We start from the raw sequence: 14,990 nt of genomic DNA, 5'->3' as shown, positions 1-14,990 counted from the left end.
GCGCTACTTCACCCGCGTCCCGGGCGCGATCCCCTCGCCCACGGTGACCACCTGGAGGTTCGGCGGCTCGCCGGCGGCGAGCAGCATCCCGTGGGAGGTGATCCCGCGCAGCGGGCGCGGCGCGAGGTTCGCGACCACCACGATGCGCCGGCCCACCAGCGCCTGCGGCTCCGGGTAGGCCTGCGCGATGCCGGCCACGATGGTGCGCGGCTCGGGCTCGCCCACGTCCACCGAGAGCTTCAGCAGCTTGTCCGCCTTCTCCACCTTCTCTGCGGCCTTCACCAGCCCGACGCGCAGCTCCACCTTCGCGAAGTCGTCGTACTGGATGACGCCGGGGACGGGCGGCGGCGCGGCCTTGGCGCTGGCGCGGGTGGCGGTCTCGGCGGGGCTCTGGGCGCGCGAGACCTTCGCCGGCGCCGCCTCGGGAGCCGGCACGATCAGCTTCTGCAGCTGCTTCGCGTCCACCCGCGAGATCTGCGGCGGCTTCTCGACCACCTGGACCGGCGCGCCGTCGAACGGATCGAGGTCCGCGGTCCAGGCCGGCAGCTCCGGGCGCCCGTAGGCCGCGGAGAGCCGCGCCGAGAACTGCGGCAGGATGGGCGCGAGCACGCGGGCGAGGCCGAGGAGCGCCTTGCCGGTGGTGTAGAGCACGCTCCGCTCCGCCTCGCCGGCCGGGTCCTCCCAGGGCTTCGTCTCCTGCACGCGGCGGTTGCAGACGCTCGCGGCCTGGCTCACCAGCCGGACCACGTCGCGGTACTCGAGCGCCTGGTACGCGCCGCGCGCCCCCTTCACCGCCTCGCGCGTCGCGGCCGCGATCTCCGGGTCGAGCGCGGCGGTGACGCCGCCGGGCAGCCGCTGCAGCAGCGCCGCCACGCGCGAGGCCAGGTTCGCGACGTTGTTCGCCAGGTCGGCGTTGATGCGGTTGCGGAACTCGTCCAGCGACAGGTCGAGGTCGGAGACGCCGCTGCCCAGGTTCGCCGCGTAGAAGTAGCGCAGCAGCTCCGGGTCCAGGCCGGAGTCGAGGTAGGTCCGGCCGGTGACGAAGGTGCCGCGCGACTTCGACATCTTCTCGCCGTTCACGGTGAGGTGCCCGTGCACCGGCATCCGGTCCGGGCGCTTCAGCCCGGCGGCCCAGAGCATCGCCGGCCAGAACACGGCGTGGAAGCGCAGGATGTCCTTGCCGATGAAGTGCTCGAGCCGGGCCGGCGAGTCCACGGCGAGGTAGCGCCGCTCGAACTCGGCCGGCGCGAGCCGCGCGCCCTCGGGCGCCTCGGCCGCGAAGAAGTGCTCGGCCGAGGACAGGTAGCCGATGGGCGCGTCCACCCAGACGTAGAGGAACTTGCCCGGGAACTCGGGGTCGGTCACCGGGAAGCCGAAGTACGGCGCGTCGCGGGTGATGCACCAGTCCTGCAGGTCGGCGAGCCAGCCCTTCACCTGCTCGCGCACCGCCGGCTCGAGGTGCCCCTCGGCGTTCACCCACTCGTGGATCACCGCGTTCACGTCGGGCTTGCGCAGGTTCACGTAGGCGTGGTCGCTGGCGCGCACCACCGGCGCCGAGCGGCAGATGGCGCAGTACGGGTCCTTCAGCTCGCGCGGATCGTAGGTGGTCCCGCAGTGCTCGCAGACGTCGCCGTACTGGTCGGGCGTCCCGCACTTCGGGCAGGTGCCCTTCACGAAGCGGTCGGGCAGGAAGCGGCGGTCGGTCTCGCAGTAGAGCTGCTCGACCGACTTCTTGTAGACGAGCCCCTTCGCCTTGAGCGCGTCGTAGACCCGGTAGGCCCAGCGGCGGTTCTCGTCGGAGTCGGTGGTGTAGTAGGTCGAGAACTCCACCCCGAACGCGCGGAAGTCGGCGTGCTGCTCGGCGCGGTACTTCTCCACGAACGCCTTGGGGGTCATCCCGACCTTGGCGGCGTTCACCTCGATGGGCGTGCCGTGCGAGTCGGCGGCGCACACGTAGGCGACGTCGTCGCCGCAGGCGCGCCGGAAGCGCACGTAGACGTCGGTCTGGACGTACTCGACCAGGTGGCCGAGGTGGATGGGGCCGTTCGCGTACGGCAGCGCGCTCGTGACGAGGAGACGCTGGCTCAAGGGGTGCTCCTTTCCCGGTTGTCGCGGGCGAGCAGGCCGATCAGCACCCGCTCCAGGCGCGTGCGCCCGTCCTGCCCGCTCTTCATGGCGACGTCGGCCTCGGCGAGGCCGGCCAGCGCGTCGAGCAGCTCCGCGCGCGCGAAGCGCGCCGACGCCTGGTACTTCATCCAGAACCCGTAGGGCTTCTTCCCCTCCAGCTCGTCCTCGGGGACGGTCGGGAGGACCTCGGCCTGCCACTCGTTGAACGAGCCGATGCGCCGCTCGCCCACCGCGGCGCGGGCGCGCTCCCGCTCCACCACCAGCCGGCGCACGGTCGAGGCCAGCGAGCCGAGCAGCATGAACGGGCTCGCGCCGTCCGCGACCGAGCGGTCGAGCACGCCCATCGCGAGCGGCAGGTCCCGCGCCTCGACCGCGTTCCCGAGCGCGAAGAACGGATCCGACGCGACCCGCGTCACCACCGCGTCCACGTCGGCCGCGCCGATCACCTTGCGGTCGCCCACGTAGGCGGCGAGCTTCGCCACCTCCGACGCGAGCGTGCGCGCGTCCTCGCCCACCAGCTCGGCCAGGCGCGCCTCGCCGCCGCGGTCCACCCGCTTGCCGGTGCCGGCGAGCAGCGCCTCCAGCACCGGCCCGAGCACCAGGCGCTGCGCGTCCCAGGTGCCCTCCTTCTCGAGCTGGGTGGTCACCCGGCGCCCCGCCGCGGCGAGCTTCTTCACCACCGGCAGCCGGCCGTCGATCTTGCCGGCGGCGATCACGAGCACGTGGCCCGGCGGGAAGCCGGCGGCGAGCGCGGCGTCGAGCGCGCCCGCGTCCTCGCCCTTGCCCACCTTCAGCTCGCGCTCCTGCGCGTAGCGCGCGGCCGCGTCCACGAACGCCGCCGCCGCCCCGTCCATCGGCAGGCCCAGCTCGTCGGCCAGCGCGGCCCGGGTGCCCTCCGGCACGCGGCCGTCCTCGCCCGGCGCGAGCGCCCGCGCGCCGATGCCGGCCTTGCCGGCGAGCGCGAGCAGGCGGCGGGCGCCGTCGCGCTGCCGGCCGTCGGCCCAGCTCTTCATGGCGGCGCGGAACGCGTCGGCGGCGTCCTCCTTCGCGGTGAGGAACGCCGGCTCCTGCACCAGCACCACCTTGCCGCCGCCGAACAGGCCGCCCGTGGCCAGCTCGGCCGCCACCTCGGCGGGCGAGGCGGCGGCGTCCAGCTCCACCAGGTTGAGCGCGCGCTGCGCCTCCGGCACCAGCGCCCCGGCCAGCTCGCGGGCGGCGCGGAGCGACAGGAACGCGTCCCCGTCGAGCAGGTAGACCGGCTGCGGGCGCCCGGCGCGAGCCTCCTCCAGGCACGCCTCCAGCGTGGCGCCGGCGGCCGCGCGCGCGCGCCCTCCCCCGCCCCTAGGCGCCGCCATGGAACCACCCGATCATCAGCCGCTCCAGGGCGAGCTGCGAGGTCGCGTTCTGCCGCAGCGCCCGCAGCGTCCGGAGCACCTCGCCGCGCCGGCGCACCACCTCGCCCGGCGGCAGCGCCGCGGCGGCCCGGCGCGTGACCGGCTCGAGGTCGGCGACCGCCAGCCGACCCGCCCCGGCCTGCACCGCCAGCACGTCGCGGAGCCACACCAGCATGAGCTCGCAGATCTCCGGCGCGAGCTCCTTCACCTCGGCCTTGCGGTCGCGGTCCTTCCCGCGCGCCTGGGCCGGGTCGGCGCCCGGGTCCGCCGCCCAGGCCAGCCACGCGCCCGCGTCGTCCGGCCGGAGCGCCGCCGCCTGCGCCACCGCCCGCAGCGGCCGCCGGGCCGCGTCGCCCGCGTGCGCGCGCGCCCGGCCCAGCGAGCCGCCCGAGAGCGCCGCGGCGACGCGCGCCTCCTCGGCCGGGACGCCCTCCTCCTGCAGCCGCGCCGCCACCGCGTCCGCCGGCAGAGGCCGGAAGCTCACCCGCAGGCAGCGCGAGCGGATGGTGGGGAGCAGCGCGTCGGGGCTCGACGCCACCAGCACGAGCGTGGTGTCCTCCGGCGGCTCCTCCAGCGTCTTCAGGAGCGCGTTCTGCGCCTGCGGGTTCATCGCGTCGGCCGGGTCGATCACCACGAAGCGCCGCCGCCCCTCGAACCGCTTCATGGCCAGCCGGTGGTCCACCAGGTCGCGCACCTGGTCCACCACGATGTCCTTCGACGGCGCGCGGCCGCTCTTCGGCTCCCAGCGCCCCGCCTTCGCCATGGTCCGCTCCTCGGCGAGCACCACGACGTCCGGGTGGAGGCCCCGCTCGATCTTGCGGCAGGGGCCGCACGCGCCGCAGGGATCCTCGCGGAGCCCGCCCGGCCCCGCCTGCCCGCCCTCGCAGTTCGCGGCCTGCGCGAGCAGCAGCGCCGCCCGCGCCTTGCCGGCGCCCTCCGGGCCGCCGAAGAGGTAGGCGTGGTGCAGCGAGCCGCGCCGGAGCGCGGACCGGAGCGAGCCGACGGCGCGTTCCTGCGCGATGAGCTCGGAGAACGGCATGGGCGGCGCGGAACATAGCATAAGCGCCGGAACCCACGGCCGCTTCCCGGGGCGGCGCCCTCGCCCCGGCGGTGCGGGGGGCGAGGTGGACACCCGGCCGCGGGCCGCTATCATGGCCGCCGGAGCGACCCATGAACATCACCCCCCTCGACATCACGCAGAAGCAGTTCCGCAGGACCTTTCGCGGCCTGGACGCCGAGGAGGTCGAGGCGTTCCTGGCGCTCGTCGCGGCCGAGTTCGAGGGGCTGGTGAAGGAGAACCTGGCGCTCCGCGAGGACAACCAGCGCAAGGCGGACGAGATCGCCGATCACCGGGGGCGCGAGCGCGCGCTCCAGGAGACGCTCGTCACCGCCCAGAAGGCGTCCGAGGAGATCCGCGACTCCGCCCGCAAGGAGGCGGAGATCACCATCTCCGACGCCGAGCTCCAGGCCGAGAAGATCGTCCAGGGCGCCCACGCGCGCTTCCTGCGCATCGTGGACGACATCAACGAGCTGAAGCGCCAGCGCGTGCAGTTCGAGACGAACGTCCGCACGCTGGTCGAGAGCCACCTGAAGCTCATCGAGGCGTTCCGCGAGCCCGCGCGCGAGGAGGCGGTGCAGCTCATCCCAGGCCGCCGCCGCGCCGCCGACGAGTAGCGCCGCCGTCCCGCGCCGCGCCCGCGCTCAGTGCCCCTCGGCCCAGGTCTGGCCGTGGCCGACCTGGACCTCGAGCGGGACCTTCAGCCGGGCCGCCCCCTCCATCTCGCGGCGCACCAGCGCCTCGACCGGCTCCAGCTCCCGCTCCGGCACCTCCAGCACCAGCTCGTCGTGCACCTGCAGCAGCAGCCGCGCCTCGCGCCGCTCCTGCGCCAGCGCGGCGTGCACGCGGATCATGGCGATCTTCACGACGTCCGCGGCCGTCCCCTGGATCGGCGTGTTGATGGCGGTGCGCTCGGCCGCGTTGCGGAGCGCCGGGTTGCGCGCGGCGATCTCCGGCATGGCGCGCGCGCGCCCGAACAGCGTGCGCGACTCGCCCTTGGCGCGCGCCTCCTCCACCGCCCACTCGATGTAGCGGCGGACGCCGGCGTAGCGCGTGAAGTACCGGTCGATGATCCCCTGCGCCTCCGACGGCGGCAGGTCGAGCCGCTGCGACAGGCCGAACGCGGAGAGGCCGTAAGCGATGCCGAAGTTGAGCACCTTCGCGATGCGCCGCTGGTCCGGCGTCACCTGCTCCGGCGCGACGCCGAACGTCTCCGCCGCGGTGCGGGTGTGCACGTCCTCGCGGTCCCGGAACGCCTGCAGCAGGCCCGGGTCGTCGGAGTAGTGCGCCAGGATCCGCAGCTCGATCTGCGAGTAGTCGGCCGAGAGCAGCCGCGCCCCCGCCGGCGCCACGAACGCCTGGCGGATGCGCCGCGACAGCTCGGTGCGCACCGGGATGTTCTGGAGGTTCGGATCCGACGACGAGAGCCGGCCGGTGGCCGCGCCCGCCTGGTGGAACGTGGTGTGGATGCGCCCGTCGGCCGGGTCCACCAGCTGCGGGAGCGCGTCCACGTAGGTGCCCTTCAGCTTGGAGAGCGAGCGGTGCTCCAGCACCAGCCGCGGCAGCGCGTGCTGCTCGGCGAGCTTCTCCAGCACGTCCTGGTCGGTGGACGGGCCGGTCTTGAGCCGCTTCACCACCGGCAGCTCCAGCTCCACGAACAGCACCTGCGCCAGCTCGCGGGTCGAGGCCACGTTGAACGGGTGGCCCGCGGCGGCGTGGATGCGCGCCTCCAGGTCCTGCATCGCCTTGCCGAACTCGGCGCTCATCCCCTCCATCGCGCCGCGATCCACCAGGATGCCGGCCCGCTCCATCTCGACCAGCACCGGCACCAGCGGCCGCTCCACCTCGCGGTAGAGCGCGCCCAGCCGCTCCGTCTCCAGCGCCTCGGCGAGCTTCGCGGCCAGGTCCGGCAGCGCCGCGGCGCAGGCGCCGGCCCAGGCCGCCACCCGCTCCACCTCGAGCCCCTCCAGCCCCGGCGCCCCGCGCTTCGCCCCGTCGGCCGGGCTGCGCGGCAGCTCGCAGCTGGTCCGCTCCCGCGCCACGTCCACAAGCGCGTGCTCGCGGCGGGTGGGCAGCAGCAGCCGGCTCATCAGCTCGGTGTCCTCGCCCGGGCCCGACCGCGCCAGCCCGAGCCGGGCCAGCGCGTGCGCCGCCGACTTGAGGTCGTGCGCGTGCAGCGGCAGCGCCGCCTCGACCAGCGGCCGCAGCCCTTCGCGCACGTCCGCCGCCGGCAGCGGCGCGGGCGCGCCCAGGTAGCGGTGCCCCAGCGGCAGGTAGAACGCGCGCCCGGCGCCGGCGAACGCGAGCCCCACCAGCGGCGCGGAGCGCGGCGGCCCGTCGCCGAGCACCGGCACGAGCCCCGCCGGCCCGCCCGCGCGGACCAGCGCCGCCACCGCGGCGTCGAGCGCGGCGCGGCCGTCGATGGTCTCCGGGGTCTCGGCGCGGGCGGTGGGCGGCGGCGGCGGGAGCTCCTTCACCAGGCGCGAGAACTCCAGCTCGGAGAACAGCGCGCGGGCCCGCTCCTGGTCGGGCGGCCGCCGGCCGAACGCCTCCGGCGCGAACGGCAGGTCGAGGTCGCGCCGGAGCGCGACCAGGCGGCGGTTGGTGCGGATGCGCTCGGCGTTCGCGACGACCTTGTCCCGCAGCTTCTCCCCGCCGCGCGACACCGCCGCCGGGATCTCCGCGGGCCGCGCCAGCATGGCCTCGGTCGTGCCGAAGTGGCGGACCAGCGCCGCGGCCGTCACCTCCCCCACCCCCGGGATCCCCGGCACGTTGTCGATCTTGTCGCCCAGGATGGACTGGTACTCGATCACCTGCTCCGGGCGGACGCCCATCTTCTTCTCGACCTCGGCCGGGCCGGTCCACCCGCCGCGCCCGCTCGCCTCGGCCATCGGGTCGTAGAGCGACAGGCCGCCGTCCACCAGCTGGGCGAAGTCCTTGTCGCCGGTGACCACCACCACCTCCCAGCCCTCCGCGCGCGCGTGGCTGGCCAGCGTGGCGATGATGTCGTCGGCCTCGTACCCGGCCTCCTCGATGACCGGCACGTTGAGCGCGCGGGCCACGTCGCGCACCAGCGGGAACTGCGCCGCGAGGTCGTCGGGCGCCTCGGGGCGGTTCGCCTTGTACTCGGGGTCGATGTCGTGCCGGAAGCTGCGGCGCCCGGCGTCGAACACCAGCGCCACGTGCGTGGGCGCGTGCTCGCGCAGCGCCTTCAGCAGCATGTTGGTGAACCCGTAGACGGCGTTGGTCGGGATCCCCTTGGTGGTGGAGAGGTGCGGGATCGCGTGGTAGGCGCGGAAGATGAAGCCCGAGCCGTCGATGAGGGTCAGGGTGGGCATGTCGCGGTGAAGGGTAGCCGCGCGGGCGCGCGGCGGCGCGGGAAAAGCGCGGCGGGGCCGGACGGGACCGCCGCGAGGCTACTTCAGCGCGCAGCGGAGCCGCTCGGCGCAGACGAAGTACTCGTCCCCGTCCTCGATGCGGCGGCGCTGGATCCGCTCCTGGTCGTGCCAGGTGCCGTTCGCGGAGCCCAGGTCCTCGATGAACCAGGCCTCGCCGTCGCGCACGATGGCCGCGTGCTCGCGCGACACCTTCGCGCTGTCGATCACCAGGTCGCAGTGGCGCCCGCGCCCGATCAGGAACCGGTCCCGGGCCACCTCCCACTCCGAGCCGTCGTCGCGGCGCAGCGACAGGGCCTGCCCGGCGCCCTCCCCCAGCGGCGGCGGGCCCGCGCCCGGGGTGCGCTCGTGGATGGCGCGCTCGAGGCGGGCCGCGGTCTGGAGCACGCGCTCGGCGACCGCGAGCCGCTCGGAGCTGCCGCGGGACGGCGGCGGGACGGCGGGCCGCGGCCCGCGCGGCGCGCCGGGGGGCTCGGTGCGCGGCTCGAACGCCCCGCCGGTCACCACGTAGCCGTTGAGGCGGGCGAACACGTGGATGGCCTGGTTGAGCAGGCCCTCGCGATCGACGCCCATCTCGTCGGCCATGCGCCCGAGCGCCTCCCACAGGTGGTCGGCGATCGCGACCTGCCGGACGGATTTCATGCGCGCCCTCCGCGTACCCCGCTCCCGTCCACCGTAGCAGACGGGGGGCGCCCGTCAAACGAGGTCGCCCCGGGCGGGGATCAGCGGATCACCTTCGACGTGCTGTAGGCGGTCGCGGGGGACAGGTCGATGAGGAAGTTCTCGGAGTACGTCACGAAGAAGCGGTAGCCGTCCGCCTGCTTCCCCGGGAACGGGCTGCGGTCGAACGGGGCCGCGGCCACCGGGAAGCTCGCGGCCGCGTTGGAGCCGGAGGTCGGGCCGCGGTACGCGTAGGTGATCCCGCTCTGCGTGATGAACGTGAGCGACATGTCGCGCTCGAGCTCGGCGGTGCAGACGTCCTCGACGATGGTCTTCGTGCGCGGGTCGATGACCGGATCCCCCTTCGCGTCCACCTGCGCCTGGGCGCAGCCGAGGTGGAAGGACACGATGGGACCGCTCGCGTCGGGGAGCGCGTCCGAGATGGCCGCCCAGTCCACCCAGCAGCCCCTCGTCGCCGTCGCCTTCGGCCCGTCCACCGTGTCGAGGCACCGGTCGGAGAGGTAGTAGAGGCGCCGCGCCTTGCGCGCGAGCACGAGCCGCTCGCACTCGGAGCGGCACGCCTCGTCCACGCAGGCCGTGAACGCCGCCGGCGCGTTCGGGCCGTAGGCCTCGGCCGGCCAGGGCAGGATGGGGCAGGTGATCGCGTCCTCGCCGAGCGGCGGCGGGGCCAGCGCCGAGTAGGTGAGCGCGAAGGGATCCGCGGCGGTGGGATCGGCCTCGAGCTGCGGCCGCCCCACGTAGCCCATCGAGGCGCCGCCGGCGATCAGGCCGGCCGCCCGGATGGTGACGAGCATGTTGCCCGCCGGGGCGACCTGCTTCAGCGCCGCCACGCACTCGGGCGTCGCGGGCAGGCGCTCCGAGGGGACCGGGTTCCGCAGGTCGATGAGCTGCGCCTCGTCGAGCGCCACCGCGCCGCCGGGGTACGCGGCCGAGGGCGGCAGGATCGCGGTGATGCGCGTCTCGTACGAGGTGGTGTTGGGCGTCTCGGTGTCCGGGTCGGTGGTGAGGCAGGCGGTCACCGTGCTGGCGGGCGCGAGCTGCGCGATGTCGCCGACGTGCACCGCCAGCGACGGGTCGAACAGCCGCGCCACGTCCACCAGCTGGGTCGAGCCGTCGGCGCGTGGGAGGGGCGTCTGCACCGCGAGCCAGAGCCGACCGTCGCCCGTCGCGCCGGTCTGGCCGGCCCGAGCCGAGAGCCCGGGGAGCGGGCCCTGGTACATGACGGTCCAGGTGTCGGTGGCGGTGTAGCCGGGCGTGATGCGCACCGTGGCCGGGATGTTGCTCGAGTTCGAGGCGAGCGCCGCGGTCGGGCGCGAGACCTTCGGCCACTGGACGAGATCCCAGAGCCCGAGCCGCAGCCGCGACGGCTTCACGAGGTACTGGCCCGGGTTCTCGGGATCCGGCACCACCAGCGACGGCGAGAACACCGTGCCGCCGGTGACGCTGGCGCGGCTGCTGGTGCGCAGGATCGAGCCGTTGAGCGGGATGTGCCAGCGCGCCAGGTCCACCATGTAGACGCGTCCGTCGCCGGAGGCGAGCACGGCCACGCCGGTGGTCTTCACCTGGCCCGAGCCCGGGGCGAGCAGCATGTAGCCGCCCGCGACGGAGAGCTGCGCGTCGCCGGGCTCGTTGGTGGGCGGCAGCGCGGTCGGCCCGGCGATCGAGATGGCGACCGGGATGCTCGGGACGGCCATGGGCGGGAGGTACGGCATCTCGCCGGTGGGATCGGCCAGGAGGCCGCCGCTGGCCGGGTCGATCACCGCGAGCCCGCACGGCATCCGCGCGCTCCGCCCGCAGGCGGCCGGATCGAGGAACGCGTACACGCGGAGGTCCTGGTTCGGCGCCTTGCAGAACGCCTCGCCGGGCTGGCGCACGCAGAACGTGTCGCCGTCCTGCACCCCCACGAAGCGCTCGGTCACCTTGGCCGCGGCGACGAGCGTGGTGCCGACGCGCGCGTCGAGCGCGCGGACGGGCCAGGCCCCCACCGCGGCGGTGGTGTCGAGCTCGCCGACGCCGAAGACCCCGGACCCCGGGATCACCTCGTCCACGGTGGCCGCGTAGAGCCGGTCGTGGTCCGGCGACTCGGCCAGCGAGAGGACCTCGAAGCCGAGGTCCTGCAGCGCCGGCGTCCCGCTCGGCGCGATGCTCCCGTCCGGCTGCCGCGCGAAGTCCACCACCGCGAGCCGCTCGCCCGCGAGGCTCGCCACCACGCGCGCCTTCCCGGGCGCCACCTGCCAGGTGCCCGCCGTCGCGCCGGGCTCGAGCACCGGGACGGCGATCACCGAGAGCACCTGCGCGCCGGGCGCGAGCGCGCCCAGGTCGAGCGGGTCCGGCGCGGGCGGCTGCACCACGTGCGTGGCCAGGTCCCAGGTCGCCACGAGCTGCAGCCGCGACGACCCCGGCGACACCACCACCAGGAGATCGGGCAACCCCGTGCCGTCGGCGTTCTGGCCGTCGTGCAGGCCGACCGAGGCGAGCATGGTCGGGTGCGGCTCGCCGGGGAGCGTCGGCACCGCCAGCGGGCGGACCACCACCGGCGCGAGCACCGGCTCGTCGTCGAGCGCGTCGATGAAGATGATCTCGTCGCGGCCGGAGTTCGCCACCGCGACGTACGGGTGCGCGGGGTCGAGCGCGTTCTTGGTGGTGAGGCCGCGGAACACGGCCACGCCGCCCGGGCTCACCAGCCCGAGGTCCGGCTTCGCCGCGGAGCTGCCGCAGCCGGCGCTCGCGGCGAGCGCCAGCAGGAGGAGGGCGTTGCGTGCGGTCACTGGCGCTCCTGGCCCAGGCGCCGCGGCACCTGGCGCGTCGGATCGGCGGGGTCGGCCACCTCGACGATGGCCGCCTCGCCCGGGTTGTCGAGCGGCACGTCCACCGGGGTGACGAAGCTGGAGTCGAACGCGGTCACGTAGAGCCGCGCGGTGGCGCCGCGATCCTGGACGGCGATGCCGTACGGCACGCGGCCGAGCAGCGGCGCGCCGGTGACGCCGTCGCGCCCGAACACGCGCGCCATGGCGCCGACGTCGTCGTCGTAGATCCAGAGCAGGCCCTCGTCCGACACCGTGATCGCGACCACGTCGCGCTTCCCGGGCCGCCGCGGCAGCACGCGCACCTCGGCCGGCCCGAAGCCGACCGGGATCGCGCCGATGAACCGGAACGCCGGGACGCCGAACTGCGCCTCGTCCACCTCGAGCACGACGAGCACGCCGCCGGTGTCGAAGCCGGGGCGCCAGCCCAGCGAGGCCGCGAGGTCGGCGTCGAACAGCCGGGCGCCGATGTAGAGCCGGCGCGGCATCGGCTTGCCGTCCGCGTCCACGTTCGGGTTGGAGAGCGCGATCCCGCCGAGGTCGGCGCCGCGCACGAACTCGCCCACGTTCACCACGTCCGCGTGGCACTCCTCCAGGTACAGCGGCGGGTCGCACCAGGGGGTCACGTCCACGTAGCGCAGCGCGGAGCTGCCGTAGTCGGCGCTGCTGGTGAAGTAGATGCGGTCGAGCGCGGCGTCGTAGGCGACCGAGTGCGTGGTCCCGTACCCGAAGTCGCCGATCCGCTGCGCGCCGGTGGCGAGGTCGATCTCCACCAGCCGGGAGACGGCGCGGTTGGTGCGCCGCGCGGTCACGAAGGCGCGGGGGCGCCGCGCGTTGCGGCAGGCGACCGTCACGCCGAACGGATCCAGGAAGTCCTCGGGCAGCAGCTGCGGGCAGTCGGCGCCGCAGGTGAGCGACCCGTCCGCGCCGAGCGCGACCTTGTAGACCTGCCGCGTGGCGCGGGAGGCGACCAGCGCCACCGACTGCGGCAGGGCGCAGGCGTCCGCCGACGTGTCGAGGCCCGCCGGCGCGGCGGCCTCGGCCACGGCCAGCTCGCCGCCGAAGCTGCCCATGCGCAGCGTGCCCTCGATGGCGAGCCCGTCCTGCGGACTGGCCTCGGGTCCGACCGAGAACAGCACCCCGCCCTCGTCGCGGTCGTAGGCGAGGTCGTAGTTGGAGGAGACGACGAGGAGCTGTTCCTGGCCCGCCGGGCCGCGGACGGCCACGCCCACCGGGTAGTGGAGGCGATCGAGCGGCGAGAGCGGCGCGGTTCCGGAGCTACCGCACGCGGCCACGAGACAGATCAGGAGGAGCGGGGCGCTGCGTCGAGCGACGTGGTGCACGGGGTGCGAACCGTAATCCGGCGTCCGAGAGAGGGTCAAGCGCTCCACCTACCCGGCCCTGGCCTGGGCGGGCGCCTCGGCCTGGATCTTGCGGAAGTCGGCCAGGTCGGAGAACAGCGCGCCCACCCGCCGCATCAGGCCGAGCCGGTTCGCGCGGAGCGCGGGGTCCTCGGCCATCACCAGCACGTCGTCGAAGAAGCGCGCCACCGCCGGCTCCAGCGTGGCCACCGTGCGGAGCACGGCCGGGTAGTCGCGGGCCGCGCGGCGCGCGCCCACCTCCTGCTCCACCTTCTCGAGCGCGGCCAGCAGGTCCTGCTCCGCCGGATCGCGCAGCAGCGCCGGATCCACCGCGGCGGCGCCGGGGCCGCCGGCCTTCTCCTGGATGTTCGCGACGCGCTTGAACGCGACCGCGAGCGAGCCGAAGTCCGGCCGCGCCTTCGCCTCGGCGAGCGCCTCCAGCCGCCGGCGCGCGTCCACCACGTCGTCGGAGCCGGCCGCGAGCACCGCCTCCACCAGGTCCGCGTCGAACCGCTCGGTCCAGGCGGCGCGCACGCGCCCGCGCAGGAAGTCCAGCACCTGCTCGGCCACCAGCGCGCGGCCGGCGGCGAGCTTCACCCCGGCGAGCGCGTCCAGCGTCTGCTCCACCGCCGTCGCGAGCGACAGGTGGTACCCGCGGGCGATGACGATGCGCAGGATGCCGATGGCGGCGCGGCGCAGGCCGAACGGGTCGGCGGCGCCGGTGGCCTTCTCGCCCACGCCGATGATCCCCACGAGCGAGTGGAGGCGGTCGGCCACCGCCACCAGCGCGCCCAGGTCGCTGCGCGGCATCTCCTCCGCCGCGCCGATGGGCTTGTAGTGGTCCTCGATGGCGTCGGCGATCTCCGGCTTCAGCCCCTCGAGCCGCGCGTAGTGCGCGCCCATGGTGCCCTGCAGCTCGGGGAACTCGCCCACCATGCCGGTGTTGAGGTCCACCTTGGCGAGCCGCGACGCCTCGAGCAGGTCGGCGACCAGCGCGTCCTTCCCGAGCGCGCGGGCGAGCCCGCTCGCGACCGCGCCGATGCGCTGGGCGCGGTCCAGCTCGCTCCCCAGCTTCGCCTGGAACGTGCGGCGGCCGAGGTCCTCGATGCGCTCGTGCAGCTTGCGCTTGCGGTCCTCCTCGAAGAAGAACCGCGCGTCGGCGAGGCGCGCGCGGAGCACGCGCTCGTAGCCGTGCCGCGCCACCGCCGGGTCCTTCACGCGCGTGGCCGAGACGGCCACGAACCGGTTCTTGAGCCGCCCCTTGCCGTCCACCACCGCGAAGTAGCGCTGGTGGTTGCGCATCTCGGAGATCACCACCTCCGGCGGCAGCTCGAGGTTCGACCTCTCGAACTCGCCGACCACCGCGCTCGGCTCCTCGACCAGGTAGAGCACCTGCTCGACCAGCGCGGGATCGTCGCGGACCTTCCCGCCGGCCTCCTTGCCGGCGCGGGCCAGCTCGGCGAGGAGCGCGGCGCGGCGCTCCTCGGGGTCGGCGAGGACGTGCGCCCGGCGCAGCTTCGCCAGGTAGTCGTCCGGCGTGCCCTTCAGCGCGATCGCCTTCGGCGCCAGGAAGCGGTGGCCGTAGGTGACCTTGCCCGAGGCGACCTCGCCGTGGCGCACCTTGAGCGGCCGCCCGCCGAGGAGCGCCACCATCCAGCGCACCGGTCGCGCGAACGTCACCTCGTCGAAGCGCGAGCGCATCGCCTTGCGGAAGCGCAGGCCCGCCACCAGCCGCTCCAGCAGCGCGGGCAGCACCTGCTCCGCCTTGCGGCCCTTCTCGACCTTCGTGACCGCCACGCGCTCGCCCTTGGGCGTCTGGGCGCGGACCAGCGCCGAGACCTCCACGCCCTGGCTGCGCGCGAAGCCGGTCGCGGCCGGGGTGGGCTTGCCCTCCGCGTCGTAGGCCTGGGCCACCGGCGGCCCGAACGCCTCGGTGCGCGCGTCGGTCTGCTTCGGCGCCACGTCCCGCGCCCACACCGCGAGCCGCCGCGGCGTGCCGACCGCCCTGACCTCGCCGTGCGCCAGCCGCGCGTCGGCGAGCGCCTTCGCCAGGTCGTCCTCGAGCTGCCTGAGCGCGCCCGGCACGAAGCCCGCCGGGATCTCCTCCGCACCGATCTCGAACAGAAGGTCAGCCATGATCTCGTTCCGTCCCCGCTCCCCCGCCGCGCGCG

The 14,990-nt window shown here is 75.0% G+C and carries 9 protein-coding genes; 1 reads left to right on the top strand and 8 read right to left on the bottom strand.

Annotation, left to right across the window (positions count from 1 at the left end; genetic code table 11):
* Positions 1-3: 3 nt before the first annotated feature.
* From metG to holB, 3 genes are read right to left on the bottom strand one after another with little or no spacing between them, the layout of a single operon-like run.
* Entirely contained in the window at positions 4-2,088 is a 2,085-nt protein-coding gene (metG, locus tag ADEH_RS06795; protein WP_011420371.1) for a methionine--tRNA ligase, read from the bottom strand.
* A complete protein-coding gene (locus tag ADEH_RS06790) occupies positions 2,085-3,482 on the bottom strand; it encodes a DNA polymerase III subunit delta (protein WP_011420370.1) in 1,398 nt (465 codons plus the stop codon). The genes metG and ADEH_RS06790 overlap by 4 nt, the downstream gene beginning before the upstream one ends.
* Positions 3,469-4,560 (bottom strand): DNA polymerase III subunit delta', encoded by a 1,092-nt coding sequence (holB, locus tag ADEH_RS06785; RefSeq protein ID WP_041453373.1) that lies wholly within the window; start codon positions 4,558-4,560, stop codon positions 3,469-3,471. The genes ADEH_RS06790 and holB overlap by 14 nt, the downstream gene beginning before the upstream one ends.
* Positions 4,561-4,691: 131 nt before the next feature.
* Here holB and ADEH_RS06780 point away from each other — a divergent pair, with 131 nt between their 5' ends.
* Positions 4,692-5,195: a DivIVA domain-containing protein gene (locus tag ADEH_RS06780; protein WP_011420368.1), complete on the top strand. Its 504-nt coding sequence runs from the start codon at positions 4,692-4,694 to the stop codon at positions 5,193-5,195.
* 27 nt (positions 5,196-5,222) lie between these two features.
* Here the strand turns inward: ADEH_RS06780 and polA are convergent, their stop codons facing one another.
* From polA to glyS, 5 genes are all read right to left on the bottom strand, one after another.
* On the bottom strand, positions 5,223-7,916 hold the full coding sequence (gene polA / locus ADEH_RS06775; RefSeq protein WP_011420367.1) for a DNA polymerase I: 2,694 nt from the start codon (positions 7,914-7,916) through the stop codon (positions 5,223-5,225).
* A 78-nt stretch (positions 7,917-7,994) separates the two neighbouring features.
* On the bottom strand, positions 7,995-8,615 hold the full coding sequence (locus ADEH_RS06770; protein WP_011420366.1) for an FHA domain-containing protein: 621 nt from the start codon (positions 8,613-8,615) through the stop codon (positions 7,995-7,997).
* A gap of 80 nt (positions 8,616-8,695) precedes the next feature.
* Entirely contained in the window at positions 8,696-11,422 is a 2,727-nt protein-coding gene (locus tag ADEH_RS06765) for a hypothetical protein (RefSeq protein ID WP_011420365.1), read from the bottom strand.
* On the bottom strand, positions 11,419-12,753 hold the full coding sequence (locus tag ADEH_RS06760; protein ID WP_232287443.1) for a hypothetical protein: 1,335 nt from the start codon (positions 12,751-12,753) through the stop codon (positions 11,419-11,421). Before ADEH_RS06760 ends, ADEH_RS06765 begins: the two co-directional genes overlap by 4 nt.
* A gap of 96 nt (positions 12,754-12,849) precedes the next feature.
* Complete coding sequence (gene glyS, locus ADEH_RS06755) at positions 12,850-14,955, bottom strand: glycine--tRNA ligase subunit beta (RefSeq protein ID WP_011420363.1); 2,106 nt, start codon at positions 14,953-14,955, stop codon at positions 12,850-12,852.
* Between the last annotated feature and the right edge of the window lie 35 nt (positions 14,956-14,990).

Source organism: Anaeromyxobacter dehalogenans 2CP-C (assembly GCF_000013385.1).
GTDB classification, from domain to species: domain Bacteria; phylum Myxococcota; class Myxococcia; order Myxococcales; family Anaeromyxobacteraceae; genus Anaeromyxobacter; species Anaeromyxobacter dehalogenans_B.
The sequence above is the reverse complement of the archived record's forward strand: the minus strand, read 5'-3'. Positions and strand labels throughout refer to the sequence as shown.

Coding starts and splice junctions, on each gene's coding strand:
- ADEH_RS06790 (WP_011420370.1), bottom strand. CDS start 3,482: ATGGCGGCGCCTAGGGGCGGGGGAGGGCGCGCGCGCGCGGCCGCCGGC.
- holB (WP_041453373.1), bottom strand. CDS start 4,560: ATGCCGTTCTCCGAGCTCATCGCGCAGGAACGCGCCGTCGGCTCGCTC.
- ADEH_RS06780 (WP_011420368.1), top strand. CDS start 4,692: ATGAACATCACCCCCCTCGACATCACGCAGAAGCAGTTCCGCAGGACC.
- polA (WP_011420367.1), bottom strand. CDS start 7,916: ATGCCCACCCTGACCCTCATCGACGGCTCGGGCTTCATCTTCCGCGCC.
- ADEH_RS06770 (WP_011420366.1), bottom strand. CDS start 8,615: ATGAAATCCGTCCGGCAGGTCGCGATCGCCGACCACCTGTGGGAGGCG.
- glyS (WP_011420363.1), bottom strand. CDS start 14,955: ATGGCTGACCTTCTGTTCGAGATCGGTGCGGAGGAGATCCCGGCGGGC.